Consider the following 24,225-nt stretch of genomic DNA (forward strand, 5'->3'; position numbering starts at 1 on the left):
CGGGGACCGGCAGGGAGAGATCATCGCATGCGCCGTGACCAGTTGTTCAGCCGGCGTTCCGCCCGCTCCCTCGCTCTCCTGCCGCTGTTCTGCACGGCGCCGCTGCTGTCTGGCTGCGAAAGCCAGGCGCGGCAGGACCCGATCTATGTCCGCAACAGCACGGACGAACTCACCTTCAAGGATACCGCCTTCTTCCGCGACCGTCCCCTGGACGACAGCGTGAGATCGTCGCTGCAGCTTGCGGATTACGCCAAGGGTCTCGAAGCGACCGGGCTGATCGCCATCCTGCAGCGTCCGGGGCCGTTCACCGTGTTCGCGATCCCCAACGCGCCGCTGGAACAGCTCAAGGCGCGCGATCCGCAGGTGTTGGACCAGAGCCGCCTGCCGAACCTGCAGCGGACGCTGTCCTACACGATCGTTCCGGGCGCCTATACCGACGCGAAGTTGCGACAGCTGATCGCGAAGCAGCGCGGGCCGATCGGCCTGAAGACGCTGTATGGCGACGTTCTCGGCGTGTCCGTGGAGCCCTCGACCAACCAGCTGATCCTGTCCGATCCGAGCGGTGCGACGAACCGGATCTGGCTGTCCAGCATGCCGCAAAGTAACGGCGTGCTGTATATCACCCAGGGCATGCTGAACCCGGCACCGGCTGTTCCGCCGCAGACGGCAGGCCGCATCGCGACGCGCTGAGGCGTCGCCCCGTCCGACGCGGTTGCGCTAGGCGGCCGCGTCGATCGCCCGGTTCATGGCCCGCACGCCTGCCGCCGGCCCGTCCGGATGGTTCCAGACCGCGCTGATCACCGCCAGGAAATCGGCGCCGGCCTGGACCAGCGTCCCGCAGTTCTCCGGGGTGATGCCGCCGATCGCCACCACGGGCAGCTCCATCATCTCGCTCCACCAGCGCAGCAGGTCCGGATCGGCGCGGATCTCGGTGTCCTTGCTGGGCGAGGGGAAGAACGCGCCGTAGGCGACATAGTCCGCGCCGTTCTCGCCCGCGATCATGGCGGCGTCCCGGCTATCGTAGCAGCTCACGCCGAGCTGGAGATCGCCCAGCATCGCCCGCGCCTTGGCCACGTCCATGTCGTCCGAGCCGACATGCGCGCCGTCGCAGCCGGAGCGGATGGCGAGGTCCGGGCGGTCGTTCAGGATGAAGGCGACGTCGCGGGCCTGGACCACCGGGCGCAGCACGTCGATCGCGCGCAGCACCGCGTCGTCCTCCGCATCCTTGAGCCGGAGCTGCACGGCGCCGACATCGCCGGCATCCAGCGCCGCCGAAAGCGGGTCGACGAAATCCTGCGCGACGAGGCTGGGCGGGGTGACCAGATACAGGCGGCACCGGTCGGAAGACATGGCGAACAATCCCGGATGGAGAACGGTGTTTCGACGAGAGCGGCGTCCGATCCTCCCGGATCGCATCGCGCGTACTCCTCGACCGTTTTGACGAGCCTCTCTGCCGAACGAATCCGTTCGGCCGGATGATGCTCTAGCCCGCTGCCGGCCGCGTGTCATGAGGGCGGAAAAAGGCGCCGAGGCGGCGTTCCGCGCCCGGCGCGCCGAGATCGAGGGCGGCCGGGCGTTCGGCCAGCAGCGTCGCGCCGAGCGGATCGGCCCTGTCCTTCACCGCCAGCCATTGGGGCGAGGGCTCCAGCACCAGGATGCGCTGGCCGAGACGAAGGGCTTCCAGCGCCCGCCCGGCGGCGTCGCCGCAATCGAGGATGTCGTCGAGGCGAAGGCCGAGGCGTCGGGCTCCGGTATCGCCCCAAGCCATGAGCGCGCGCCACCAGGCCGGGCCGAGAAAGCAGGCGGCGTCGGGGGCGGACAGGATGCGGAGGTGCCGCAAATCCGCTTTGGCGGCGGCGTCGAGGGCAAGACGCAGATCGGGCGCTCCGTGCACCACCAGGGTCGGCACGGGATCGGGCGAAGGCGGAGCGGCGGGCGTCTGCATGCTTGACGTTCAAGGCGCTGCGGGCGAACAGTTCAAGCGGGATGTGAGCGAGGAAGCGTGTCCGAACAGGATCACAGATGGGACCGGCACGGCGTCTTGGCCGAGCGCCCCGCCGCCGGGAACGGCGAGGGTGCGATCGGCCGGCTGGAGCAGGCGCTGGCGCGCATCGCCGCCGCCGCCGGACGCAAGCAGGACGCGCTGCGCGTCGCCGAGCTGACCGCCCGCGCGGCGCAGCACGAGGCGGACCTGCTGGTGCAGGCGGAAGAGCAGCGCCGGGCGGAATCCGACGCGAACCGGCTGGAGGAAGAAGCGGAACAGGTGCGCGCACGCGACGAGACGCTGCACGCGGTCGCCGGACGCATCGACGCGCTGATCGGTCAGCTGCGCGCCGAACTCGACCATCAGCCGGCGGAGGACTGATCCGATGGCCCAGGTCACGGTGAAGATCAACGGATATGCCTACGCCGTCGGCTGCGAGGACGGGCAGGAGCAGCATCTGCAATCCATGGCGTCGCAGGTCGAGCGACGGATCGAGCGCATCAAGGCGATCGGCGGGCAGAGCGGCGAGGCGCGTCTTCTGGCCCTGGCCGCGCTGCTGATGGCGGACGAGCTGCACGACCTCGCTGCCGAGCGCCTGCCATCCGGCACCACCGACGCTCTGGCGGAGGGCGAACTGGCCCGGGCGCAGAATCTGGAGCGCGAGCAGCTGGTCGGCCATCTGGCGGAACGGGCGGAGGCCATTGCGATGGCCCTGGAGCGTGACTAGATTGACGAGGCGGGGCTGCCCGGTGCGTCAGGCGTTTCAACCCCTGAGCCGATAAGCACTTCCTCGGTGACTGGCTCTGTCGCGGCCGTGGTCGCGTTATCCGGTTGCCACCTGCACTTGCGGGTTCTGGGAGGTCGACAAGTCCAACGGCCATGGCGGCTCCGCACATCTTCTTTCCATGCTGATTTCCATGCTGACCGATCCCGCCGAGCGTAAGCGCGCGCTTCGGTCGCTTCTGCGCGGCTCGCGGCCGATGGGCGATCTCCGGGCGCTGGGCGAGCGACTGCTGTCGCTGGACGTGGCGCCGGGCGCCGTCGTGGCCGGGCTGTCGGCCTTGCCGGGGGAACCCGATCTGGCCTTCGTCTGGGCCGATTATCATGCACGCGGTAATTTAATCTGCCTGCCGGAGACGACGGCGCCCGGATCGGCCCTGGTGTTCCGCGCCTGGACGCCGGGTTGCCGCATGGTGCCAGGCCGGTTCGGCACGCTTCATCCGGAGGGGAAACTGCTGGTGCCGGACGTCGTGTTCGTGCCGTTGCTGTGCTGGGATCTGGCATTGAACCGGCTGGGCTATGGCGGCGGCTATTACGACCGCACCCTGGCGGCGCTGCCGCAGGCGCGGCGGATCGGGTTCGGCTTCGAGGCGCAGCGCGTCGAGAGCGTGCCGGTCGAACCGTTCGACATGTCCCTGGACGCGCTCGTCACCGAGACGCGTGTTTTGTTCGCGAAGGAGCGCCGCGGTTGAGGATTCTGTTTCTGGGCGACATCGTCGGGCGCTCGGGCCGCGACGCGGTGGAAGCGCGTCTGCCGGAGCTGCGTAGCCGGTTGTCGCTCGATCTGGTGATCGCCAACGCCGAGAATGCGAGCCATGGCTTCGGTCTGGCGCCGGCGATGGCGGATGCGCTGTTCGCTTCCGGCTGCGACGTGCTGACGCTCGGCAACCATGCCTGGGACCGTCGCGAACTGATCGGGCATATCGCGCAGGCGCCAAAGATTATCCGGCCGCTGAACTTTCCGCCGGGAACGCCAGGCAACGGCAGCGTGGTGGTGGCGCTGGCGGACGGGCGCAAGATCCTGGTGATCAACGCCATGGGGCGCCTGTTCATGGATGCGCTGGACGATCCGTTCCGGGCGGTGGGCGAGCTTCTGTCGCGTCATCGCATGGGGGTGACGGTTCAGGCGGCGGTGCTGGATTTCCATGCCGAGGCGACCAGCGAGAAGCAGGCGATCGCGCATCATTTCGACGGCAAGCTGTCGCTCGTGGTGGGCACGCATACGCATACGCCGACGGCCGATCATCGCATCCTGCCCGGCGGCACCGCCTTCCAAGCCGATGCCGGCATGTGCGGCGACTATGACAGCGTGATCGGCATGGGCAAGGAACCTGCGATCGCCAAGTTCGTGCGCAAGATGCCGGGCGAGCGACTGGCGCCGGCCGATGGCGAGGCGACGTTGTGCGGGCTGGTGATCGCGACGGACGATCGCACCGGGCTGGCGCGCGACGTGCAGCCGGTGCGGCTGGGCGGGGCTTTGTCGCAGGTGATGCCGCAGGTCGTCTGAGTCAGCTTCAAAAGAGGAAGATGTTCTTTTTTGAAAGAAAGAACCAAAGAACGTCTATCCGTTTGGAGACGGAGCCAAACGGATAGACGTCTTTTTGCTTTTTTTCTTCAGAAAAAGAAGACCCTCGTCTTCAACGAAACGGCGGCTCGTCGAAGCCGCGCAGCTTGCGGGAGTGGAGGCGCATGACGCCGCCTTCGCGTAGGGAGCGCATGGTCTCGATGCCGACTTTCAGGTGTTGGCTGATGCGCTCGCGATAGAAATGGTTGGCCATGCCGCGCAGCTTGAGTTCGCCGTGTAGTGGCTTGTCGCTGACGCAGAGCAGCGTGCCGTAGGGGACGCGGAAGCGGAAGCCGTTGGCGGCGATGGTGGCGCTTTCCATATCCACGGCGATCGAGCGGCTCATGTTGATCTGGGTGAACAGCGCGCCGTAGCGCAGTTCCCAGTTGCGGTTGTCGGTGGTCATCACCGTGCCCGTGCGCAGGCGGGTTTTCAGCTCGGCGCCGGACAGGCCGGTGATGCGTGTGGTGGCGTCCTGGAGGGCGACCTGCACTTCGGCGATCGCCGGCACCGGCACCCAGGGCGGCAGGTCGTCGTCGAGGACGTGATCGGCGCGGACATAGCCATGCGCCAGCACGTAGTCGCCGAGGCGCTGTGTGCGTCGTAGCCCGGCGCAATGGCCGACCATCAGCCAGCAATGCGGCCGCAGCACCGCGACATGGTCGGTGATGGTCTTCGCGTTGGAGGGGCCGACGCCGATATTGATCAGCGTGATGCCGTCGCCGTCTGGGCGCACCAGATGATAGGCCGGCATCTGCGGCAATTTGCCGTCGCCTTCCGCGCCGGGCGCGTCGCGGCGATGTTCGATGTCGCCCGGCTCGACGAAGCGTTCGTATTCGTCGCCGTTCCGGAGCTGCGCCAGACCGAATTCACGGAATTCGTCGACATAGCGCTGATAGTTCGTGAGCAGGACGAAGCGCTGGAAATGGCCGGCCTGCGTGCCCGTGTAGTGATGCAGACGTGCCAGGGCGTAATCGACGCGCTCGGCCGTGAACAAGGACAGCGGACGCGGCGTGTCGGCATCGGGGATGATGCTGCAATTGGCGATGCGGTCGTCGGTGGCGGCGAGGTCCGGCAGGGAGAAACGCTGGCCAAGCCCGCGCAGGGCGGCGTCGGACACGTCCGTGACGCTGTTCTCGATCACATAGGGCAGAGGGATCGGCCGGAACGAGCGCCCGACCAGCACCGTGCCGCCGTAATGGCGCAGCAGCAGGCCGATCTGTTCGGTGAGGTAGCTCTCGAACAGGTCCGGGCGCGTCAGCGTCGTGCCGTAGAAGCCGGGCTCCAGCAGGACGCCGAACGGGAAGCGGTCGTCCTGGAGCGGCGGAGCGTCGTCCAGCTCCATCGCTAGGTAGGGATAGACCGCGTCGGCGGGTTGTCTGGAATCGGCGCGCCGGAACGCGTCGCGCAGCAGATCCGTGGCTTCCGCATAGAGCGCGCGGATACGGGCGACGGCATCGGCGGCGTTGGAGAAGGCCTCGAAATCGCGTCCGGAACGGTCCCGAAGGGCGGCTCGTCTCTGCTGAACGGTCTGCATCGCGCGGTCTCCGCCGTGTGGGAGCGAGTTTGCCATTCCCCCGCCGGTTTGACACCCTGCGCCGCTCGGAGACCCACGCCATGAACACCCAGACCGCCCGCCTCAACGATCCGCAGGCGCCGCTGCCGGCGCGCGACTGGGCGATCCTGTTCGGGTTGTCCGTTCTCTGGGCGGGATCGTTCTTCTTCTACAAGATCCTGGCACCGCTGGTGCCGCCCTTCACGCTCGTGTTCGCGCGGATGGGTCTTTCCGCGCTGACCCTGCTGCCGTTCGTGCTGGTGGGGCAGACGCTTGGGTTCAATTGGCGTCGCGCGGGGCGTCTGGTGCTCTGGTTCCTGGCGCTGGGTCTGCTGAACTGCGCTCTGCCGTTCTGTTTGTTCGCCTGGAGCGAGCGGACGATTCCGAGCGGTCTGGCGGCGCTCCTGAATGCGCCGACGCCGATCATGACGGCTGTGATCGCGCATGTGATCCGCGACGAGCGTTTGACGAAACGTACGCTGGCCGGGGTGCTGCTGGGTTTCGCCGGCGTGGCGGTGCTGATCGGACCCGGGATCGGTGCGCTGTTCGATCCGCATGCCGACAACCTGGCGATTCTCGCCGAGTTCGCCTGTCTGCTGGCGACCTTGTCGTATGCGATCGGGGCCGTGTCCGCGCGTCGTCTGCGCGGGCTGTCGCCGTTGCAGATGGCGGCGGGGCAGGCGAGCGGCGCCGCCCTGCTGATGGCGCCGCTGGCGATCGGCGTGGACCGGTTCTGGTTGTTGCCGCCGATCGGCGTCACCGGCTGGGGCGGGCTGATCGGCATCGCAGTGCTGAGCACGTCCCTGGCCTATATGCTGTTCTTCCGGCTGCTGGCCTCGTCCGGCGCGACGCGTGCCGCGCTGGTCACCTTCCTGGTGCCTGTGACGGCGTTGCTGCTGGGTCTGTTGTTCCTGAACGAGCCCGTACAGCGTCGTGATGCGCCGGCGATCGCGCTGATCGGGTTGGGTCTGGCGGTGATCGACGGGCGTGTTCTCCGCCGCTTCGCGCGGAAGGACGCGACGCCTGCGACCTGACTCGCGGACGCCGTTTCATGCGTCTCGGGCACGAGGCCGGTCGATGGGCCGGCCTGCCCGTCGGATACTGTTCGGGATTTCGGCTCGCGACATCGGGCCTGTGTCAAAGGAGACCGGTATGGCGAAATTCGTCCACAGCATGGTGCGCGTTCTGGATGAGCGCCGTTCGGTCGCGTTCTATCGCGACGCTTTCGGGCTCGAGATCGCGGACAGGCTCGATTTCGAGGATTTCACCCTGATCTATCTGTCGAACGGGGAAAACACGTTCGAGCTCGAACTGACCGTCAACAAAGGTCGCACGGAGCCCTACGAAACCGGCAACGGCTACGGCCATGCCGCCTTCGTGGTCGAGGATGTCGATGCCGAGCATCGCCGCTTCGAGGAGAAGGGCTGGTCGCCGCGCAAGCTGGTGGATTTCAGTCCTGGCGGCAATCTGATCGCCCGCTTCTTCTTCGTGAAGGACCCGGACGGCTACGAGATCGAGGTGATTCAGAGGGGCGGCCGTTTCGGGTGAGGCGCTCCGGCTGACGGTTCCATGGTCCGACGGCGCCGGAACGAGAGGGAGGTCATGACAGGCCGGGGGCCGACCTGCGAACCCGTTTCCGGCCGTCAGTGTTCGAGGATGTAGTTCACCGTCAGGTCGATATCGAAATGGTCGCCTTGCATGTCGGGCGGCACCGGCGGCAGGGTCCGGCCGCGGAACATGCCGGTCGTGGCGCCGTCGAGGGCGAACGAGCCGGACGAATCCACGAGCTGCACGCTTTTGACCCGGCCGGAGCGATCGATCTGCACATGCACGTGCGCAGGTCCGCTTTCGCCGCGGGCGGCCGCGTCGGGCGGATAATAGAGATGGCGGCGTATCCAGCTATCGAGTTCGTTGCCGTAATCGCTGCTGACGCCCTTCACGCCGATGGCGGCGAAGGGGGTGTTGATATGGCCGTTCTTCACCAGCGGGCCGAGCGACATGTCGATCGCCGAACCCGATCCGCTAGGGCGTCCGGTGCGTGCGCGCGGTTGTCCTTCCTGCTGGAACGAGAGGTCCATCGGGTTGGCGAAGGGGTTGGAGCGCGTGCGCTTTTGCGGTGCCGTGCGCAACGGGATGCGCGACGTGTGCTGCTCGGCCGGTTTCGGCGGCGGAGGCGGCAGTTGTATCTCCGGGAGGTCCGGCAGCGGCACTGGCGGCGGTACGTCCGGCAGCTGGGTGTCGACCTGTGGTTCCTGTTTTTCAGGCGGGGTCTTTGTGGCCTGAAGCTGCGGCTTGCCGCCGCCGCCCTGATCGGGGCTGTCGTTCTGGCCCGCCATGCCGCTGCTGCCGTAGACCATCTCCACCGCCGCCTGTTCGGGCGGTGGCTTGAGGCGTGCCTGACTTGCGAACAGGACGGCGAGCCCGACGATCACGAGCGCATGCACGATGGCCGAGCCGCCGAGCATGCGTTCCAGACGCGTGCGGTTGAGGCGGGTGCGGCGGAGCAGGGGGAGCCCTGCGGGGGGCAGCACGGCGCGCTCCGGGCGCTCGACCGGGCGGCGTACCGGCCCGGTGCGTGCAGTGGCGGCCCGGATCGCCGGGGCGGGTTCGAACGCGATCTCGCCGCGTCCGGGACGGCGGGCGATCGGAACGCGCGTCATGGCGTGCAGGGAAACGCTCCGGTCGGCCATCGGCTTGAAACAGAACTCCACGCGATCGCCGGGCACGGCCTGCAAGAGAGCGTATCCTGCCAGTTGCGGCGCGGCTCCGCCACTGCCAGGAGTGGTGCATGGACGAGCCGTCATCCGTTGTGCCGATCCCTCCGCTGCCGATCTCTTCGCCGCCGGGCCGTCCGATCAAGGACGAGCGCGCTGCGCGTTCGCATCTGATCGGGGTCGATCACGAGATGGCGGCGCTGATCCGGCGTGTCGGCCGGTGCACGCTACGGGTGCGTCACGATCGCGAGCCGTTCGAGGCGCTGGTGCGGGCGATCGCGGGGCAGCAGCTGCATGCGCGTGCGGCGGAAGCGATGCTGAACCGGATGCTGGCGCATTTCCCCGGTGCGTTTCCCGGGCCAGAGGCGCTGGCGGCTCTGGACGATGCCGCGTTCCGGGCTTGCGGGTTTTCCGGCAGCAAGACGGTGGCGATCAGGGGGGTGTGCGAAGCGGCCGCGAGCGGGATCGTGCCGACGCGACGGGCGGCGCAGCGCCTGACGGATGCCGAGCTGGTTTCGCGACTGGTGCCCCTGCGTGGGATCGGCGCCTGGACCGTGGAGATGCTGCTGATCTTCACGCTGGGGCGGCCGGACATCATGCCGATCGACGATTACGGCGTGCGCGAGGGGTTTCGCCGCATCAAGGGGTTGGAGGTGCAGCCGAAGCCGAAGGCGCTGCTGGCGGCCACCGAATCCTGGCGGCCGTTCCGGTCGGTGGGCGCCTGGTATCTGTGGCGCGCCGCGGACGAGGCGAAACCGGCCGGACGCAGCCCGACCGTTTCGGCCTGAACCGGAGGGGGGTTACCCCTCCAGCCCGATGAATTCGCTGACGATCTGGAGGAATTCGGCCGGTTTCTCGGCGTGGAGCCAGTGGCCGGCGCCTTCCACCACAATCAGCTTGTGGGGTGGAAACAGCTTGTCCATCGTCTTGAGGTGCTTGAGCTGGAGATAGGGCGAGTTCTCGCCGGCGACGAACAGGCTGGGGCCGTCGTAGCGCAGTGCCGACATGGCTTCCGGCCAGCCTTCGATGAACGGCATCGAATCGACGATCTCGCGCAGGCCGATGCTCCAGCCGGGATGGTCGCCCAGGCGGAGGTTCTGGATCAGCAGGTTGCGCACATCCATGCTGGGGGAGATGTCGGCGAGGAGCTGGTCGGCGCCGGCGCGGTTCAGCGTGTCCGGCATCGGCATGTGCAGCAGCTTGCGGGCGAGCTGCGAGTTGCCGTGGCCGGTCGGGGCGGGTGGCATGTCGGCCACCAGCAGGCGGGAAACCAGTTCGGGCCGGGTGAGGGCCAGCACCATGCTGACCTTGCCGCCCATGGAATGCCCGGCCACCACGGCGGGGGTGGCGCCGAGCGATTCCAGCGTTTCCGCCAGATCGGCGGCCATTTCGGGGTAGTGCATCAGCCCGTGCGGGCTGTCGCCGTGGCTGCGCACGTCCACCGCCAGCACGCGGCGTCGCTGTGCGAGGCGTTTCTGGAAGAAGCCCATGTTGCGGGCGCGGCCGAACAGCCCGTGCACGAGCACCACGGGCGGGGCGTCGCGGTCGGCGGCATCGGTCGATTCGGGGCCGCGTTCGATGACATTGAGCTTCATGCCGTGTGCTCCTCCTGGGCGAGATCGAGCACGATCTTGCCGGCATGGCTGCCGCTTTCCATCAGTTCGTGGGCTTCGCGCACCTGATCGAACGGCAGGATGCGCTCCATCAGCGGCTTCACCTGGCCGGCTTCGATCAGCGGCCAGACGTGTTCGGCCAGCGCGGCGGCGATCTCGGCCTTGAAGGCGGCGCTGCGCGGGCGGAGCGTGGTGCCGGTGAGGGTGAGGCGTTTGGTCATGATGCGCGCCAGGTTGACCTCGGAGGCGACGGCGCCGCTTTGCACCGAGACCAGCACCAGACGGCCGAGATCGGCGAGGGAGCGCAGGTTTCGGTCGAGATAGGCGGCACCGACGATGTCGAGCACCACGTCGACGCCGCGCTTGTCGGTGAGTGCGGCGACCCGCTCGGCGAAATCCTCTTCGCGGTAGTTGATGACGGCGTCGGCCCCGAGGGCGCGGGCGATCTCGGCCTTGCGGGCATCGCCGCAGGTGGCGAAGACGCGGGCGCCGAACTGCCTGGCAAGCTGGATCGCGATCGAGCCGATGCCGCTGGTAGCGCCGTGGATCAGCACGGTTTCACCGGCCTTGAGCCCACCGGTGCGGAACAGGTTGGACCAGACGGTGAAGCAGGTTTCCGGCAGGGCGGCGCTGTGGATCCAGTCCAGGTTGGCGGGGCAGGGCAGGCATTGCCCGACGGGCGCCACGCAGAAGGTGGCGTAGCCGCCGCCGTTCACCAGCGCGCAGACCCGGTCGCCGATCGCGAACCGGTTCGGAATGTCGCCCGGTGGGCCGAGCGCCACGACGCGACCGGCGACTTCGAGCCCGAGGATCGGGCTGGCTCCAGGCGGCGGCGGATACTTGCCCGCGCGCTGCATCACGTCCGGCCGGTTCACGCCGGCGGCCTCCACCGCGATCAGAAGTTCCCCGGGGCCGGGCACGGGCATCGGTGCGTCGGCGAACCCCATCGCTTCGGGCCCGCCTCCGGACGGGTCGTGAGTCACGTGACGCATCGTTCGGCCGGCATTCACCATCGATTCATCCCTCGTCAGCTAGAAAGGGCCATAGCACGCCGAGGCTCGTGCGCATCGCGCGTCAGGCAACCGGGAGCCATGCCGACGGTTGTCGGTTCTACGGTGAGGAAAGGAGATCGAGGCATGAGAACTGGTTTTCATCGCTCGGGCGGTTTCCGGCTGGCCGATCTGGCGGATGGCGGCAGTGCGCGTCGCCGCTCCTTCGCGTTCGCCTCGGGAGGCGGTGCGCCGCCGCCGCCGCGCACACCGCCGGCCGACGATCCGCCGGAGGAGCCGGTCCCGATCCAGGAGCCTCCGGCGCCGATCCCTGTGCCGCCCGATCCGGGACCGGCGCCGATGCAGGTTCGCGTCGATACGATCTAAGTGCGGCTGGTCGTACAGAGCTGGTTGTCGACGGCACCAGATATTGGGCGCCATCGCGGTCTCGAATGGCCATCGTCCTGCCACATGCAGCGGGTTGTCTGGGCGGCGATTGGCGCGAGGATGATCGAGCGGTGACACGCAGGCGATGCAGGGGAGACCGGGCAATTGTTCGGTTGCGCTCCTCGCGGTGTTTGGCCAGAACGATCGGAAGGGCGCCGGGCGGACGCGGCGCCGATCGGGGTTGATCGCTTGGCAGAGCCGGGTCCGCAGATCGCCGCATCCCAGCAGGCAACCGGCGCCACGTTCGGGCGCGATCGTGCGTCCGGGTGGCTGAACGCGAGCGCCTGGTTCACCCGCGCCCGGGAACACGGCTCCTTGTTGCGCGGATGGGTGCTGCATGCACCGATCTCACTGCGTGCGCTGGTGCGTGCGGACGAGATATGGCTTGCGGTTCTGGCCGCGCTTACGGGTGTCGCCGCCGGATTGCTGGTGGTGGGCATCAACAGCATCACGCTGGTGATGCACCGCGTTCTGTTTGCTCTCGACAATGACGGCCACATGTCCGGCGTGTCGCGCATCGTGCCCTGGCGGGCCTTGCTCGTTCCGAGCCTCGGAGGGCTGGTTCTTGGCCTGTTCGGCCTTTTCGCCGCCAGGATCAGGCCCGGCCGGCCGATCGACCCGATCGAGGCCAATGCCTTGTATGGCGGACGCATGTCGTTCCGCGACAGCGTCGTGGTGGTGGTGCAGACAGTTCTGTCCAACGGCGTCGGGGCGTCGATCGGGCTCGAGGCCGGCTACACCCAGATCGGATCCGCGCTGGCGTCCAAGCTCGGCCGCGCCTTCCGGCTGCGCCGGCAGGACATGCGCGTGCTGGTTGGCTGTGGTGCGGCCGGCGCGATCGGGGCGGCGTTCGACGCGCCCATCGCCGGTGCGTTCTATGCGTTCGAGCTGGTGATCGGCACCTATTCGCTGGTGAATCTGGCGCCGGTGACGCTTGCTTCGATCTGCGCGGTGCTGGTGTCGCATGTTCTGGGCGGAGCGGCGCCGTCCTTGTCGATCGATCTGCCGCCCGGCATCGGCGGTCTGGACTATGTGCCGATCCTGGGGCTGGGCGTGGTGGCGGCTCTGGTCGGCATCGCGGTGATGCATTCGGTGACGACGATCGAGGCGTTGTTCCGCAAGTCGGGCCTGCCGGTTTGGCTGCGTCCTGCGGTTGGCGGTCTGATCGTCGGCGCGATGGCGCTGATCACCCCGTCGGTGATGTCGTCCGGTCACATGGCGATGCGGCTCGGGCTCGACATGCAGTTCGGGCTGGAACAGGTGGCGATGATGCTGGTGCTGAAGGCGCTGGCTTCCGCCGTGTCGATCGGGTCCGGTTTTCGCGGCGGCCTGTTCTTCGCCTCCCTGTTCCTGGGCGTGCTGACGGGAACGCTGTGCGGCGACCTTCTGTGGCTGTTGAGCCCGAACGCGCTGTCGCCCTCCGTGTGTGCGCTGGTGGGCATGAGCGCCATGGCGGTGGCGATCGTCGGCGGTCCGTTGACCATGGTGTTCCTGGCGCTGGAATCGACGGGCAGCCTGCCTTTGACGAGCGCCGTTCTGGCCGCGTCCGTGGTGTCGTCGCTGACCGTGCGCCGGATCTTCGGCTATTCCTTCGCCACCTGGCGGTTCCATCTGCGCGGCGAGAGCATTCGCAGCGCGGTGGATGTGGGCTGGATGCGCAATCTGACCGTGGGACGCATGATGCGGCGCGAGGTGCGGACCATCCGCGTCGATACGCCGATCGCCGCCGTGCGGCGCGATTTTCCACTCGGCTCCGCGCATCGCGTGATTGTGGTCGATCAGAGCGAGGCCTATGCCGGGCTGGTGATGGTGCCGGAGTTGCATGATTCCGAGCGCCCGGCCGAGAAGCTCGCCGATCTGCTGCATCTGCGCGACAGCCTGCTGATGCCGCAGATGACGGTGCGGGAGGCCGTGTCCCTGTTCGAGAAGGGCGAGGCCGATGCGCTGGTGGTGGTGGACGATCCCAAGCGCCGGCAGGTGATCGGCGAACTCACCGAGCAGCACGCGCTGCGGCGTTATTCGGAGGAGCTCGACCGCAGCCGGCGGGAGTTGTCGGGAGAGCGATAGGCTCCGCCCGAGACAGGTGTGCGATCCGGCTTTCGGACGTTTGACGACAATCGGTCATCAGTTTCGGCGCAGTCGAGCATCGTTCACGCTCCTGTCGCGGTCGAAGGCGCGTTTGAATCGTACCGTGATTGCGAAGTCTTCCGTATTGCACAACAGGCTTTAGCAGATGATCCGCATGGGTGTTGCGCATGCCGTCATAAAAAATTGTGATGGACTCTGATCATGAAAAGAGGGAAGCTCGTCATGGGTGGTTAAGTCCGAACAATCGGAACACGAAAAATGACCGAAAAAGGTCGGCGAAAGCAGATTCTCAGCGTCCTCGCGGACAAGCCGTTCGCGAGCGTCCGGGAGCTGATCGACGTTCTCAATGTGTCTCCGGCGACGATCCGCCGCGATCTCGACAAGCTTCACGAGGCTGGCGAGGCACGGAAAGTGTTCGGTGGTATCGCGCAGCTCGGCTATGCGGCGCGCACCTACGCGCTGCCGTTCGGCGAGAACAGCGATCTGGCCGTGGACGCCAAGGCGGCGATCGCGCGATGCGCCGCAGGGCTGGTGCAGGATGGCGACATGGTGATCGTCGCCAGCGGCTCGACCTGCTACCAGCTCGGGCTTCTGCTTTCGAACCGTCCCGTCACCCTGCACACCAATTCGATGCCGCTGGCCGCCACGATCGGCACCAGCGGCGTGTGTCAGATGGTGGTGACGGGCGGTACGCTGCACCGCGAGCCGGGCATTCTGTTCGATCGCGAGGATCGTGCGCCGGATTTCCATGCGTCCCGTTTGTTTCTGGGAGCTCAGGGTCTGTGCCCGGAGGGGGTGCTGGAATCGCATCCGCTGATCGTGCGCACCACGCGAATGATGCTGGAGCGCACCGACGAGGTGATCGTCGTCGCGGACAGCCGCAAGCTGGGCATCAGGGCGCGGCATCTGACCTGTCCGGTCGAGCGCATCTCCACCGTGGTCACGGATGACGGGATCTCGGAGGAGGATCTGGCGGCGCTGCGCGATGCCGGCGTGCGGGTGATGATCGCGGGCGGCGGAGCGACGGCATGAGCGTTGCCTTCGCCGTGGTGGCGATCGTCCCCGCCCTGTCAGGGCGAGCTGGCGCATCGCCACGACCAGATCTCCGGCAGTGCACAGAGGCTCCCCGGCGATCCGCCCGTTCTGATCGGTCTCCAAGCCGGACACGACGCGGAACAGCGATCGCGTTCATCCAACGGCGGGGGCGTTTCGTGCGTCCTCGCGTCACAGGAGCCTTTCCATGACGGCGATTTTCCCATGAGTGCCACTTCCATCGAGCGCGCCTTCGACATGACGGGGCGCGTCTTGCTCATCACCGGCGCCGCGGCCGGGATCGGGCTCGCGACCGCGACGTTGTTCGCCGAACAGGGCGCGCGCGTGGTTCTGCTCGACCGCGCGCCCGCCGTGGTCGATGTGGCCGGGACGTTGCCGGGTTCGGGGCATGTCGGCATCGTGGTCGACGTCACCGACCCCGCGGCGGTTGAGGCGGCGGTCGGTTCGGTCGACGGCCGGATCGACGTGCTGGTGAACAGTGCCGGCATCGTACGTCTGGCGCCTGCCGAGGCGGTCACCGCCCAGGACTGGCAGGCGACCATCGACATCAATCTGACGGCGTCGTTCACCCTCGCTCAGGTCGTGGGCCGACGCATGCTGGCGCAGGGAGGTGGGCGGATCGTCAACCTCGCCTCGCAGGCGGCGGTGGTGGCGTTGGACCAGCATGTCGCCTATTGCGCGAGCAAGGCGGCGATCGTGGCGATGACCAAGGTTCTGGCGCTGGAATGGGGTCCGTCCGGGATCACCGTGAACTGCATCAGCCCGACCGTGGTGGAAACCGAACTGGGGCGGCTGGCCTGGGCCGGGGAGGTCGGCGATGCGATGCGCGCGCGGATTCCGACGCGTCGTTTCGCGCGACCGGACGAGATCGCGACGGCCGCGCTGTATCTGGCGAGCGGTGCGGCCGGCATGATCAACGGCGAGAACCTCGTCGTCGATGGCGGCTTCACGATCCAGTAGTTTTCGAACATGGAAACGGCGCCCCGACCGTGATCGGGGCGCCGTTCCGGAAGAGGATCGCGAACCGGGAGCATCGCTGCTCCCGGCTTTGGTTGTCGCTCAGACCGAGTAGTACATCTCGAACTCGACCGGGTGCGGCGTGTGTTCGAAGCGGTACACTTCCTGCCACTTGATGTCGCAGTAGCTCTTGATCTGGTCGCGGGTGAAGACGTTGCCGGCGAGCAGGAACTCGTGATCGGCTTCCACCGCTTCCAGCGCTTCGCGCAGCGAGCCGCACACGGTCGGGATTTCCTTCAGCTCGTCCGGCGGCAGGTCGTAGAGATCCTTGTCCATGGCTTCGCCCGGGTGGATCTTGTTGCGGATGCCGTCCAGGCCGGCCATCAGCATCGCCGAGAAGGCGAGATACGGGTTGGCGGTCGGATCGGGGAAGCGCACCTCGACGCGCTTGGCCTTCGGGCTGGTCGCATAAGGGATGCGACAGGACGCCGAGCGGTTGCGGGCCGAGTAGGCCAGCAGCACGGGGGCCTCGAAGCCCGGGATCAGGCGCTTGTAGGAGTTGGTGGACGGGTTGGTGAAGGCGTTCAGCGCCTTGGCGTGCTTGATGATGCCGCCGATGTAGTAGAGCGCGGTGTCGCTCAGATCGGCGTAGCCGTTGCCGGCCATGGTCGGCTTGCCGTCCTTCCAGATCGACTGGTGCACGTGCATGCCTGAACCGTTATCGCCGTAGATCGGCTTCGGCATGAAGGTGGCGGTCTTGCCGTAAGAATGCGCCACGTTGTGCACGCAGTATTTGTAAATCTGCATGAAGTCGGCCGCCTTCACCAGGGTGGTGAACTTGGTGCCGAGCTCGTGCTGCGACTGCGCCACCTCGTGATGGTGCTTCTCGATCGGCAGGCCCATTTCGCCCATGGTGGAGAGCATCTCGGCGCGCAAATCGTGCTCGCTGTCGACCGGCGCCACCGGGAAATAGCCGCCCTTCACCGTCGGGCGATGGCCCATATTGCCTTCCGGGTAGTCCTTCAGCGAGGCGCCGGGGCCTTCGATGCTGTCGAGCTGGTAGGAGGCATGGTTCGGGCCGCTGCCGAACTTCACGCTGTCGAACACGAAGAACTCGGCTTCGGGACCGAAGAAGGCGGTGTCGCCGATGCCGGTCGACTTCAGATAGGCTTCGGCCAGCTTGGCGGTGGCGCGCGGGTCGCGGTTGTAGAACTGGCCGGTGGACGGCTCGACGATGTCGCAGAACAGGATCAGCTGCGGCTTGGCCGAGAACGGGTCCATCACCGCGCTGTCCGCGTCCGGCATCAGGATCATGTCGCTCTCGTTGATCGCCTTCCAGCCGGCGATGGAGGAGCCGTCGAACATGATGCCGTCCCGGAACACGTCCTCGTCCATGGTCGAGACGTGCTGCGTGGTGTGGTGCCACTTGCCGCGCGGATCGGTGAAGCGCAGGTCGACGTATTCGACCGAATGCTCGCCCAGCAGTTCCATCACCTTGGCGATGCTGGCCTGGCTCGACTGCGGCGCGTCCGATGCCGGCGCGGCTGCGACGGGGGCGGGCGGGGCGGATTTCTTGGCCATCTGCGACTTACCTCATGTTGGCGCGGCCGTTCGCCGGCCACGAGTTTGGAACGGTTCGGGGAGAAAAACGGTCTCGGCGAGCGATCGATCAGATCGCGTCTTCGCCGCGTTCGCCGGTGCGGATCCGGACGACCTCCTCCAGGTTGGACACGAAGATCTTGCCGTCGCCGATCCGTCCGGTACGGGCGGCGTCGACGATGGCCTCCACCGCGCGCTCGACCAGACGGTCGTCGCACACGACCTCGACCTTCACCTTGGGCAGGAAGTCGACCACGTACTCCGCGCCGCGATAGAGCTCCGTATGGCCCTTCTGGCGCCCGAAGCCCTTGGCCTCGGTGACGGTGATCCCTTGAAGCCCGATCTCGTGCAGCGCTTCCTTCACCTCATCGAGCTTGAACGGCTTGATGACGGCCTCGATCTTCTTCATCGCAGCCCGCTTTGTCCTTATCCTGACCCCCGGACGTTCGCACGGCGGCCGCATCGTCGCAATTCTGCCCGTCCATTTCGCTCACTCACCGAGCCAGCTTTCCGGAGAGGTCCGCCGACCGATGAAGAGCCTGAACCATCTCGTGGCGGATGCGCCCACGACGATCTTCACCCTCATGTCCGCCTTGGCGCAGCGCCACGGCGCGATCAATCTGGGGCAGGGGTTTCCCGACACCGAGGGGCCGGCGGATATCGTTCGGGCCGCGGCGGACGCATTGCTGGACAACCGCAACCAGTATGCGCCGCTGACCGGGCTGCCGGAGCTGCGTGCCGCCGTTTCCCGCTCCAATGCCCGTTTCCACGGACTGGAAATCGATCCGGACCGGGAGGTGGTGGTCACGTCCGGCGCCACGGAGGCGCTGGCGGCGTCCCTGACCGCGCTGATCGAGCCCGGCGACGAGGTGGTGCTGATCGAACCGCTCTACGATTGCTACCTGCCGATGGTGCGTCTGCTGGGCGGCGTTCCGTGCCTGGTGCGTCTAGTGCCGCCGGAATGGCGTCTGGACCGGGACGCGCTGGCGGCGGCGTTCGGGCCGAAGACCAAGCTCCTGCTGTTGAACTCGCCGATGAACCCGGCCGCACGGGTGTTCGACCGGGACGAGCTGACTTTCATCGCCGAGCTGCTGAAGCAGCATGACACCTATGCCGTATGCGACGAGGTCTATGAGCATCTGATTTTCGATGGGGCGCGGCACGTGCCGCTGATGACGCTGCCGGGCATGCGCGAGCGCTGCATCCGCATCGGCAGCGCCGGCAAGAGTTTTTCGCTGACCGGCTGGAAGGTCGGCTATGTCACCGCCGCCCCGGCGCTGGCCGGGGCCGTGGCCAAGGCGCACCAGAACATGACCTTCGCCACCGCGCCCAACCTGCAGCGCGCCGTGGCCCAGGGTCTGGACAAGGACGAAGCCTATTTCACCGGGCTCGCCGCCGATCTGCAGCGCAAGCGTGATCTGCTGTCGCGCGGCCTGGAGGAAATCGGCTTTTCCGTTCTGCCGTCGCTTGGGTCGTATTTCGTTGTGGCCGACATCACCGCGCTCGGATTCGAGGGTGACGATGCCGCCTTCTGCCGCCACATCACCGAGCATGCGGGGGTGGCGGCGATTCCCGTGTCGGCCTTCTATGGCGATGCCGCACCGCCGCCGCGCCATCTGGTTCGTTTCGCTTTCTGCAAGCAGGATGCCGTCCTTCTGGAAGCCCTGGATCGGCTGCGCCGGCATTTCCGCCCGGGCGACGCCGTATCGTGACACCCAAATGACGCGGGGGCGATTGACGCGCCCCCGTGTCTCCCCTACACCCCGCTCCGCTGTGTGGCGGACGTAGCTCAGCTGGTAGAGCGCCAGGTTGTGGTCTTGGATGTCGCGGGTTCGAGCCCCGTCGTTCGCCCCAGCAAATCTTCTCATCGAAAGCCCGGGGGCTCGGCCTCGGGCAGGGACGGCGGGGATGATCCGGTTGCCGATCCTGTTTTCCGGCGACGAGAATCACGCCCATCCCCGCCATACCGGCCATCGCTGGCTCGATCTGATCCTGGCGTTGTCGGCGATCTTCATCTCCGCTGTGTCGCTCTACGTGGCCGTCGAGCATGGCCGGATCGAGCGCGATCTGGTGGCGGCCAATTCCTGGCCGTTTCTGGCGGTCTCCTACCAGGGGGACACGCAGCATCCGGTCTACCAGATGGAGAATACCGGGGTCGGCCCCGCCAAGCTGGAGCGGATCGAGGTTCTGTATCGCGGTCAGGTGATGCCCGACCTCGACGCGTTGCTGGAGCGATGCTGCGGACTTCCTGTCGACCCTGTGGAACGCCGGAAGCAGGGTTATCCGGTTTATTATCGCTCCTTCATCAGCCGCACGGTGTTTCGTCCGGGTGAGGCGCTCGAACTCATGACCGTCCACCGTCAGGATGGCGATCATGGTTTGACCGACCGCTTTATCGGCTCGATCGATCAGATCAGTTTTCGGGGCTGTTATTGTTCGGTTTTCGACGAGTGCTGGCAGTCGAACTTCGTCGATCTGCAACCGGTCAAGGTCGGGCACTGTCCGGTCGGACCCTCGTTCAACGAGCGTCGCCGGAAGGGCTGAGGCGATCGAGGTAGATGACGGATTGTTCTTTCTTAAAAGAAAGAACCAAAGAACTTTTGATTGTTTAGATATAGATAGTCTCGTTTTCTCCGAAACAAACGGATGAAAGTCTTTTTGCTTCTTTTTCTTTAGAAAAAGAAGACTCCTTACTCTTGCGAAGGAGCGATCAGTGCTTCCAGGTGCCGGATGCTGATCAGCAGATCATCCGCCGCAGCCAGGCCGGATTCCTGCTCGGTCAGGGCGACCAGGAAATCCAGATGGGTTTGCAGGGCATCGTTTCCCGACGCGTTGTTGGGCCGGGAGCGCAACTGGCCGCCGATCCGGTCGAGCCTGCGGCCACATTCCTCCAGCGTTCGCGCGATTCTCGCGGCTTCCGGGTCCGGCAGCGGCTGGGCGCGGGTCGGCGGCGGCATCCTGGTGCGGCGCCAGTCGAGTTCGAACCGGTTGATCCGCTCGCGCAAGGTGGAGAGGGCGTCGCCGAGCGCCGGGTTCACGCGGGCGAGCCCCATCCTCCGGACGGGAAGGTCGGGGACGCCCGGTTTGGCGTGTCCGACACGGGCATGGTTTCCGGCGATGGCGGCGATGCGGCGCCGAGCCCATCGAACTGCGCGCCGGCGCCGATCTGGAACGGCGCGCCGATCGCGGCATTAGGCGCGCTGAGCAGGCCCCGGTCGGCCATGCGCAAGGCGAGATAATGCCGCACCGCCTCGAGCGGCGAGAGGCCGATCGCCTGGAGCGCGATCAGTTCGCGCATGCGCTGGTCGCGTGGCAGGATCAGGATCTTCAGATCGTTCAACAGGATGCCGAACACCTGCAGGAACTCGGTCAGGTGCGCCTTCACCGACTCGCGCAGCTCGTGGATACGCTCGTTGATGTGTTCTAGCTTGGTGACCTGGATCACTTGGTTGATCGCCTGCTCGATCGCGGGCCCGGCGTAGTCGGCGATCTCGTTGGTGTCGATCACGCGGCCGGTGAACGGCATGTGGGTGATCAGGTCGAGCGCCGCTTCGCGCGTGTCGATGTGGATGTAGTAATCTGCCTGATACGAGACCTCGGCCATCTCGGCGCTGGTGGCGACGCCGCTGGAACGCACCAGCAGTTTGGAGCGGTTGACGTAGATCACCTCGTAGACCCAGGGCGAGGCGCCGCCGAAGAAGCCCTGCACCAGCGAGCCGACGATCGGCTTGTCGGGAGTCGTCAGCGGGTATTGTCCGGTCTCGTAGACCTGAAGCACGGCGCCGCGGGATTTCAGGATGCAGAAATGATTGCTTTCCACCGTCAGCAGCGAGCCGGAAACGATGCTTTCGTCCACCAGCTTGATGGCGACGTTGCGTGTGCCCAGCATGTCGGTGCCGTCGCGGTTCAGCGCCGTGATCACCTGTCGGACGATGGCCATCGCAGCCGGCTCCTTACTCGTTCGACGCGAGCCTAGACCGGCTGGCGTGCGCAGGCGACGGGGTTGCCGCCGCCTGCGTGTCGTTCAGGCGACCCGGAGCGGCCTGGTCTCGTTCGACCCGGCCGGGATGAGATCGCGCGCGGCGCGATCCAGTTTGTCGCCGGTGATCTCGGCGATGGAATTGGCGCCGATCAGCGCCATCGTGACCTTGAGATCGGCCGCCAGCAGTCTCAGCAGGTTTGCGACGCCGTTCTGTCCACCGGCGGCGAGGGCGTAGATATAGGCGCGTCCGAGAACGACGCTCTGCGCGCCCAGCGCCAGCATGCGGGCGACGTCCAGACCGGAGCGAACGCCGGAATCGGCCAGAACGGTCAGCCTGTCGCCCACCGCATCGACGATCGAGGGCAGGGCCCTGGCGGTCGGGATCGCCCCGTCGAGCTGGCGGCCGCCATGATTGGAGACCACGATCCCGTCCGCGCCCATGCGCACCGCGTCACGTGCGTCTTCCGGGTCGAGCAGGCCTTTGATGATCAGGCGGCCTTTCCAGCTTTCCCGGATCCATTGCAGGTCGCTCCACCGGATCGACGGATCGAAGTTGGAGCCGAGAAAGCCCATGTAGTCGGTCATGCTCATGTGGCGGCCGGTATAGGCTTCGATGTTGCCGAAGGAGAGCGGCCGGCCGAGCAGCCCCACCGTCAGCGCCCAGCGCGGATGGCGCACGGCCTGGAGATATTGCCGGACCTGGCTGAACGGCCCGGACATGCCGGAACGGCGATCGCGATAGCGGGAGCCGGGCAGGGGCATGTCGACGGTGAACACCAGGGTCTTCATGCCGGCGCGCCAGGAGCGTTCCAGCGCGTCGCGCATGTAGCCGCGGTCTTTCAGCACGTAGAGCTGCGACCAGAGTTCGCCGCGTGCGCCCTTGGCGACTTCGTCGATCGAGCAGACCGACACCGTGGAGAGGGTGTAGGGAATGCCGGCCTTCGTCGCCGCGCGCGCCGCGGCCACCTCGCCGCGTCGGCTGTACATGCCGGTGGCGCCGACCGGTCCGAGGATCATCGGCAGAGACCATGTCTCGCCGAGCACGCTCGCGGACAGGTCGGGCGTGCCGACGCCGGTCAGCACGCGCTGGCGGAAATTGATCTCCTGCAAGGCCGTGACATTGGCGCGCATGGTCGCTTCGGTCACCGCGCCGCCGTCAATATAGTCGAACAGGAACCGGGGGAGGGCCCGGCGCGCCGCTTCGCGATAATCGGAGGGTGCGGAGATGATCATCACGTGGTTCCCGTTATCCGTATGGTCGCGCATCGGCGCGATGGTGTCCTGCAGATGCGGTGCCATGTGCCCGCCTTCGTCGCCGGATGCGGCGTCCGGCGCATGTGGGGGCGCACGGAGACGGCCCGCCGAACCTCATGGGGTCCGGCGGGCCGTAGTCGTCAATGCGGTCCGAACGGGCTTGCTCCGGCGACGGGGTGTCCCGACGAGGCCGTCGGAGCGTCCCGGAGCCCGAGGGATGCGGAATAGATCCGCACCTGGGCCATCAGATCGTCCGCCCGTTCCGGGTCGTTGTTCTGCAGGCTGGTTTTCGCCTGCGCCATCTTGTCCTCAATGATGGCCATGAGATGCGCAGTGTCGTTCATCGCGACGTTTCTCCCTTTGCACGGACAGAGCTTGGGAAAAGCGGCGCGACGCGACCACCCCGTGCAGAAATCTCCAGCCATGCGCGGGAGGCATCGGAAGGCAGCCGTGCGCCGGGCACATGCAACGGCGGAGGGTTTCATCGCGCCGTCGCAAATTCGTTTCGGGTGGCTCGAAAATTGCATGCGGGCCGGTTATACGAACGGCATCCGTTGCCGTCGTTCGGCGCCGCGGAGGTGTTTCGCGCCCGGCTCTGCAGAGAGGAAGGTATGACCAAGTACAAGCTCGAGTATCTCTGGCTCGATGGCTACACGCCGGTGCCGAACCTGCGTGGCAAGACGCAGATCAAGGATTTCGACAGTTTTCCGCTGCTGGAACAGTTGCCGCTCTGGGGCTTCGACGGCTCGTCGACAAAACAGGCCGAGGGCCGCTCTTCCGACTGCGTGTTGAAGCCGGTTTCCGTGTTCCCGGACAGCACCCGCAAGAACGGCGTGCTGGTGATGTGCGAAGTGATGATGCCGGACGGCGAGACGCCGCACCCGTCCAACAGTCGCGCCACCATTCTGGACGATCCCGGCGCCTGGTTCGGCTTCGAGCAGGAATACTTTTTCTACAAGGATGGCCGCCCGCTCGGCTTCCCGGAGAAGGGCTACCCGGCGCCCCAAGGCCCGTACTACACTGGCGTCGGCTATTCCAACGTGGGCGATATCGCCCGCAAGATCGTGGAAGAGCATCTCGATCTCTGTCTCGATGCCGGCATCAACCATGAGGGCATCAACGCCGAGGTGGCGAAGGGCCAGTGGGAGTTCCAGATCTTCGGCAAGGGCTCGCGTAAGGCGGCCGACGAGATGTGGGTGGCGCGCTATCTGTTGCAGCGCCTGACTGAGAAATACGGCATCGACATCGAGTATCACTGCAAGCCGCTGGGCCAGACCGACTGGAACGGCTCGGGCATGCACGCCAACTTCTCCACCACCTACATGCGCGAAGTGGGCGGCAAGGCGTATTTCGAGAAGCTGATGGCGGCGTTCGAGGCCAATCGCGACGATCACATCGCGGTCTACGGTCCGGACAACCATCTGCGTCTGACCGGGCACCACGAGACCCAGTCGATCCACCAGTTCTCCTACGGCGTGGCTGATCGCGGCGCGTCGATCCGCGTGCCGCATTCCTTCGTGAAGAACGGTTATCGCGGCTATCTGGAGGACCGTCGTCCCAACTCGCAGGGCTGCCCGTACCAGATCGCGTCGCAGATCCTGAAGACGATCGCTTCGGTCCCGACCGAGTAAAGAGCGATCGGCCTG

The 24,225-nt window shown here is 66.6% G+C and carries 27 protein-coding genes, 1 tRNA gene and 1 other RNA gene; 17 read left to right on the forward strand and 12 right to left on the reverse strand.

Features of this window, described 5'->3' with window-relative positions; all coding sequences use genetic code 11:
* The first annotated feature begins 27 nt into the window (after window positions 1–27).
* Complete coding sequence (locus ACZ5BM_RS00615; RefSeq protein WP_498909387.1) at window positions 28–690, forward strand: fasciclin domain-containing protein; 663 nt, start codon at window positions 28–30, stop codon at window positions 688–690.
* Window positions 691–717: 27 nt separating this feature from the next.
* Here ACZ5BM_RS00615 and thiE read toward each other — a convergent pair whose 3' ends face one another.
* Both thiE and ACZ5BM_RS00625 read right to left on the reverse strand, forming a co-directional pair.
* Complete coding sequence (gene thiE / locus ACZ5BM_RS00620; RefSeq protein ID WP_498909388.1) at window positions 718–1,350, reverse strand: thiamine phosphate synthase; 633 nt, start codon at window positions 1,348–1,350, stop codon at window positions 718–720.
* A 133-nt stretch (window positions 1,351–1,483) separates the two neighbouring features.
* Window positions 1,484–1,945, reverse strand: a complete 462-nt coding sequence (locus ACZ5BM_RS00625; RefSeq protein ID WP_498909389.1) for a hypothetical protein — start codon at window positions 1,943–1,945, stop codon at window positions 1,484–1,486.
* Between the two features lie 57 nt (window positions 1,946–2,002).
* On the opposite strand from ACZ5BM_RS00625, the gene ACZ5BM_RS00630 reads away from it, so the two are divergent.
* From ACZ5BM_RS00630 to ACZ5BM_RS00650, 5 genes are all read left to right on the forward strand, one after another.
* Window positions 2,003–2,365: a hypothetical protein gene (locus ACZ5BM_RS00630; RefSeq protein ID WP_498909390.1), complete on the forward strand. Its 363-nt coding sequence runs from the start codon at window positions 2,003–2,005 to the stop codon at window positions 2,363–2,365.
* A gap of 4 nt (window positions 2,366–2,369) precedes the next feature.
* Complete coding sequence (locus ACZ5BM_RS00635) at window positions 2,370–2,711, forward strand: cell division protein ZapA (protein ID WP_498909391.1); 342 nt, start codon at window positions 2,370–2,372, stop codon at window positions 2,709–2,711.
* Between the two features lie 9 nt (window positions 2,712–2,720).
* A non-coding RNA gene (gene ssrS / locus ACZ5BM_RS00640) (6S RNA) lies at window positions 2,721–2,877 on the forward strand.
* 12 nt (window positions 2,878–2,889) lie between these two features.
* Window positions 2,890–3,456 (forward strand): 5-formyltetrahydrofolate cyclo-ligase, encoded by a 567-nt coding sequence (locus ACZ5BM_RS00645; protein ID WP_498909392.1) that lies wholly within the window; start codon window positions 2,890–2,892, stop codon window positions 3,454–3,456.
* Window positions 3,453–4,271, forward strand: coding sequence for a TIGR00282 family metallophosphoesterase (locus ACZ5BM_RS00650; RefSeq protein ID WP_498909394.1), 819 nt, complete (start codon window positions 3,453–3,455; stop codon window positions 4,269–4,271). Before ACZ5BM_RS00645 ends, ACZ5BM_RS00650 begins: the two co-directional genes overlap by 4 nt.
* 130 nt (window positions 4,272–4,401) lie before the next feature.
* Here the strand turns inward: ACZ5BM_RS00650 and ACZ5BM_RS00655 are convergent, their stop codons facing one another.
* Entirely contained in the window at window positions 4,402–5,865 is a 1,464-nt protein-coding gene (locus ACZ5BM_RS00655) for an AMP nucleosidase (protein WP_498909396.1), read from the reverse strand.
* Between the two features lie 80 nt (window positions 5,866–5,945).
* Here ACZ5BM_RS00655 and ACZ5BM_RS00660 point away from each other — a divergent pair, with 80 nt between their 5' ends.
* The gene (locus ACZ5BM_RS00660) at window positions 5,946–6,917 is read left to right on the forward strand and encodes a DMT family transporter (protein ID WP_498909397.1); all 972 of its coding nucleotides are present in this window, start codon (window positions 5,946–5,948) and stop codon (window positions 6,915–6,917) included.
* A 118-nt stretch (window positions 6,918–7,035) separates the two neighbouring features.
* Window positions 7,036–7,431 (forward strand): VOC family protein, encoded by a 396-nt coding sequence (locus tag ACZ5BM_RS00665; protein WP_498909398.1) that lies wholly within the window; start codon window positions 7,036–7,038, stop codon window positions 7,429–7,431.
* Between the two features lie 95 nt (window positions 7,432–7,526).
* Here the strand turns inward: ACZ5BM_RS00665 and ACZ5BM_RS00670 are convergent, their stop codons facing one another.
* The gene (locus ACZ5BM_RS00670) at window positions 7,527–8,609 is read right to left on the reverse strand and encodes an energy transducer TonB (RefSeq protein ID WP_498911422.1); all 1,083 of its coding nucleotides are present in this window, start codon (window positions 8,607–8,609) and stop codon (window positions 7,527–7,529) included.
* 62 nt (window positions 8,610–8,671) lie between these two features.
* Here ACZ5BM_RS00670 and ACZ5BM_RS00675 point away from each other — a divergent pair, with 62 nt between their 5' ends.
* On the forward strand, window positions 8,672–9,385 hold the full coding sequence (locus tag ACZ5BM_RS00675; protein WP_498909399.1) for a DNA-3-methyladenine glycosylase family protein: 714 nt from the start codon (window positions 8,672–8,674) through the stop codon (window positions 9,383–9,385).
* A 12-nt stretch (window positions 9,386–9,397) separates the two neighbouring features.
* Here ACZ5BM_RS00675 and ACZ5BM_RS00680 read toward each other — a convergent pair whose 3' ends face one another.
* Together ACZ5BM_RS00680 and ACZ5BM_RS00685 are read right to left on the reverse strand one after the other, a co-directional pair.
* Complete coding sequence (locus ACZ5BM_RS00680) at window positions 9,398–10,192, reverse strand: alpha/beta fold hydrolase (protein WP_498909400.1); 795 nt, start codon at window positions 10,190–10,192, stop codon at window positions 9,398–9,400.
* Window positions 10,189–11,202, reverse strand: a complete 1,014-nt coding sequence (locus tag ACZ5BM_RS00685; protein ID WP_498911424.1) for an NAD(P)H-quinone oxidoreductase — start codon at window positions 11,200–11,202, stop codon at window positions 10,189–10,191. The genes ACZ5BM_RS00680 and ACZ5BM_RS00685 overlap by 4 nt, the downstream gene beginning before the upstream one ends.
* Window positions 11,203–11,346: 144 nt before the next feature.
* On the opposite strand from ACZ5BM_RS00685, the gene ACZ5BM_RS00690 reads away from it, so the two are divergent.
* The 4 genes from ACZ5BM_RS00690 to ACZ5BM_RS00705 all read left to right on the forward strand — a co-directional run bounded on the left by ACZ5BM_RS00690 (window position 11,347) and on the right by ACZ5BM_RS00705 (window position 15,747).
* Complete coding sequence (locus ACZ5BM_RS00690; protein ID WP_498909401.1) at window positions 11,347–11,586, forward strand: hypothetical protein; 240 nt, start codon at window positions 11,347–11,349, stop codon at window positions 11,584–11,586.
* A 378-nt stretch (window positions 11,587–11,964) separates the two neighbouring features.
* Window positions 11,965–13,713 carry a chloride channel protein gene (locus tag ACZ5BM_RS00695; RefSeq protein ID WP_498911426.1) on the forward strand — a complete coding sequence of 583 codons (1,749 nt, stop codon included), beginning with the start codon at window positions 11,965–11,967 and terminating at the stop codon, window positions 13,711–13,713.
* A gap of 279 nt (window positions 13,714–13,992) precedes the next feature.
* Complete coding sequence (locus ACZ5BM_RS00700) at window positions 13,993–14,766, forward strand: DeoR/GlpR family DNA-binding transcription regulator (protein ID WP_498909402.1); 774 nt, start codon at window positions 13,993–13,995, stop codon at window positions 14,764–14,766.
* Window positions 14,767–14,991: 225 nt separating this feature from the next.
* Window positions 14,992–15,747, forward strand: a complete 756-nt coding sequence (locus tag ACZ5BM_RS00705; protein WP_498909403.1) for an SDR family oxidoreductase — start codon at window positions 14,992–14,994, stop codon at window positions 15,745–15,747.
* Between the two features lie 99 nt (window positions 15,748–15,846).
* Here ACZ5BM_RS00705 and glnA read toward each other — a convergent pair whose 3' ends face one another.
* Together glnA and ACZ5BM_RS00715 are read right to left on the reverse strand one after the other, a co-directional pair.
* Entirely contained in the window at window positions 15,847–17,325 is a 1,479-nt protein-coding gene (gene glnA / locus ACZ5BM_RS00710) for a glutamine synthetase family protein (RefSeq protein WP_498909404.1), read from the reverse strand.
* An 88-nt stretch (window positions 17,326–17,413) separates the two neighbouring features.
* Window positions 17,414–17,752: a P-II family nitrogen regulator gene (locus ACZ5BM_RS00715; RefSeq protein WP_498909405.1), complete on the reverse strand. Its 339-nt coding sequence runs from the start codon at window positions 17,750–17,752 to the stop codon at window positions 17,414–17,416.
* A gap of 121 nt (window positions 17,753–17,873) precedes the next feature.
* Here ACZ5BM_RS00715 and ACZ5BM_RS00720 point away from each other — a divergent pair, with 121 nt between their 5' ends.
* The 3 genes from ACZ5BM_RS00720 to ACZ5BM_RS00730 all read left to right on the forward strand — a co-directional run bounded on the left by ACZ5BM_RS00720 (window position 17,874) and on the right by ACZ5BM_RS00730 (window position 19,887).
* Window positions 17,874–19,055 (forward strand): pyridoxal phosphate-dependent aminotransferase, encoded by a 1,182-nt coding sequence (locus ACZ5BM_RS00720; protein WP_498909406.1) that lies wholly within the window; start codon window positions 17,874–17,876, stop codon window positions 19,053–19,055.
* Window positions 19,056–19,121: 66 nt separating this feature from the next.
* Window positions 19,122–19,197: transfer RNA gene (locus ACZ5BM_RS00725), tRNA-His, on the forward strand.
* A gap of 54 nt (window positions 19,198–19,251) precedes the next feature.
* Entirely contained in the window at window positions 19,252–19,887 is a 636-nt protein-coding gene (locus ACZ5BM_RS00730) for a hypothetical protein (RefSeq protein WP_498909407.1), read from the forward strand.
* A 146-nt stretch (window positions 19,888–20,033) separates the two neighbouring features.
* Here ACZ5BM_RS00730 and ACZ5BM_RS00735 read toward each other — a convergent pair whose 3' ends face one another.
* From ACZ5BM_RS00735 to ACZ5BM_RS00750, 4 genes are all read right to left on the reverse strand, one after another.
* Window positions 20,034–20,381 carry a hypothetical protein gene (locus ACZ5BM_RS00735; RefSeq protein WP_498909408.1) on the reverse strand — a complete coding sequence of 116 codons (348 nt, stop codon included), beginning with the start codon at window positions 20,379–20,381 and terminating at the stop codon, window positions 20,034–20,036.
* The gene (locus tag ACZ5BM_RS00740) at window positions 20,378–21,283 is read right to left on the reverse strand and encodes an SPFH domain-containing protein (protein ID WP_498909409.1); all 906 of its coding nucleotides are present in this window, start codon (window positions 21,281–21,283) and stop codon (window positions 20,378–20,380) included. The genes ACZ5BM_RS00735 and ACZ5BM_RS00740 overlap by 4 nt, the downstream gene beginning before the upstream one ends.
* Window positions 21,284–21,367: 84 nt before the next feature.
* Entirely contained in the window at window positions 21,368–22,624 is a 1,257-nt protein-coding gene (gene lldD / locus ACZ5BM_RS00745) for an FMN-dependent L-lactate dehydrogenase LldD (RefSeq protein ID WP_498909410.1), read from the reverse strand.
* 95 nt (window positions 22,625–22,719) lie between these two features.
* Window positions 22,720–22,923 carry a hypothetical protein gene (locus ACZ5BM_RS00750; protein ID WP_498909411.1) on the reverse strand — a complete coding sequence of 68 codons (204 nt, stop codon included), beginning with the start codon at window positions 22,921–22,923 and terminating at the stop codon, window positions 22,720–22,722.
* Window positions 22,924–23,190: 267 nt separating this feature from the next.
* Between ACZ5BM_RS00750 and ACZ5BM_RS00755 the strand changes: the two genes are divergently transcribed.
* The gene (locus ACZ5BM_RS00755; RefSeq protein WP_498909412.1) at window positions 23,191–24,210 is read left to right on the forward strand and encodes a glutamine synthetase beta-grasp domain-containing protein; all 1,020 of its coding nucleotides are present in this window, start codon (window positions 23,191–23,193) and stop codon (window positions 24,208–24,210) included.
* Window positions 24,211–24,225: the final 15 nt, after the last annotated feature.

The organism is Lichenicola sp. GTC18331, assembly GCF_055386855.1.

Excerpts from the sequence above, each read along its gene's own strand:
- ACZ5BM_RS00755 (WP_498909412.1), top strand. The coding sequence starts at position 23,191 with ATGACCAAGTACAAGCTCGAGTATCTCTGGCTCGATGGCTACACGCCG.
- ACZ5BM_RS00750 (WP_498909411.1), bottom strand. The coding sequence starts at position 22,923 with ATGAACGACACTGCGCATCTCATGGCCATCATTGAGGACAAGATGGCG.
- ACZ5BM_RS00660 (WP_498909397.1), top strand. The coding sequence starts at position 5,946 with ATGAACACCCAGACCGCCCGCCTCAACGATCCGCAGGCGCCGCTGCCG.
- ACZ5BM_RS00715 (WP_498909405.1), bottom strand. The coding sequence starts at position 17,752 with ATGAAGAAGATCGAGGCCGTCATCAAGCCGTTCAAGCTCGATGAGGTG.
- ACZ5BM_RS00675 (WP_498909399.1), top strand. The coding sequence starts at position 8,672 with ATGGACGAGCCGTCATCCGTTGTGCCGATCCCTCCGCTGCCGATCTCT.
- ACZ5BM_RS00635 (WP_498909391.1), top strand. The coding sequence starts at position 2,370 with ATGGCCCAGGTCACGGTGAAGATCAACGGATATGCCTACGCCGTCGGC.
- ACZ5BM_RS00625 (WP_498909389.1), bottom strand. The coding sequence starts at position 1,945 with ATGCAGACGCCCGCCGCTCCGCCTTCGCCCGATCCCGTGCCGACCCTG.
- ACZ5BM_RS00740 (WP_498909409.1), bottom strand. The coding sequence starts at position 21,283 with ATGGCCATCGTCCGACAGGTGATCACGGCGCTGAACCGCGACGGCACC.
- ACZ5BM_RS00680 (WP_498909400.1), bottom strand. The coding sequence starts at position 10,192 with ATGAAGCTCAATGTCATCGAACGCGGCCCCGAATCGACCGATGCCGCC.
- ACZ5BM_RS00720 (WP_498909406.1), top strand. The coding sequence starts at position 17,874 with ATGAAGAGCCTGAACCATCTCGTGGCGGATGCGCCCACGACGATCTTC.
- ACZ5BM_RS00655 (WP_498909396.1), bottom strand. The coding sequence starts at position 5,865 with ATGCAGACCGTTCAGCAGAGACGAGCCGCCCTTCGGGACCGTTCCGGA.
- ACZ5BM_RS00685 (WP_498911424.1), bottom strand. The coding sequence starts at position 11,202 with ATGCGTCACGTGACTCACGACCCGTCCGGAGGCGGGCCCGAAGCGATG.
- glnA (WP_498909404.1), bottom strand. The coding sequence starts at position 17,325 with ATGGCCAAGAAATCCGCCCCGCCCGCCCCCGTCGCAGCCGCGCCGGCA.
- ACZ5BM_RS00730 (WP_498909407.1), top strand. The coding sequence starts at position 19,252 with ATGATCCGGTTGCCGATCCTGTTTTCCGGCGACGAGAATCACGCCCAT.
- ACZ5BM_RS00700 (WP_498909402.1), top strand. The coding sequence starts at position 13,993 with ATGACCGAAAAAGGTCGGCGAAAGCAGATTCTCAGCGTCCTCGCGGAC.
- lldD (WP_498909410.1), bottom strand. The coding sequence starts at position 22,624 with ATGGCACCGCATCTGCAGGACACCATCGCGCCGATGCGCGACCATACG.
- ACZ5BM_RS00690 (WP_498909401.1), top strand. The coding sequence starts at position 11,347 with ATGAGAACTGGTTTTCATCGCTCGGGCGGTTTCCGGCTGGCCGATCTG.
- ACZ5BM_RS00665 (WP_498909398.1), top strand. The coding sequence starts at position 7,036 with ATGGCGAAATTCGTCCACAGCATGGTGCGCGTTCTGGATGAGCGCCGT.
- ACZ5BM_RS00645 (WP_498909392.1), top strand. The coding sequence starts at position 2,890 with ATGCTGATTTCCATGCTGACCGATCCCGCCGAGCGTAAGCGCGCGCTT.
- ACZ5BM_RS00705 (WP_498909403.1), top strand. The coding sequence starts at position 14,992 with ATGAGTGCCACTTCCATCGAGCGCGCCTTCGACATGACGGGGCGCGTC.
- ACZ5BM_RS00615 (WP_498909387.1), top strand. The coding sequence starts at position 28 with ATGCGCCGTGACCAGTTGTTCAGCCGGCGTTCCGCCCGCTCCCTCGCT.
- thiE (WP_498909388.1), bottom strand. The coding sequence starts at position 1,350 with ATGTCTTCCGACCGGTGCCGCCTGTATCTGGTCACCCCGCCCAGCCTC.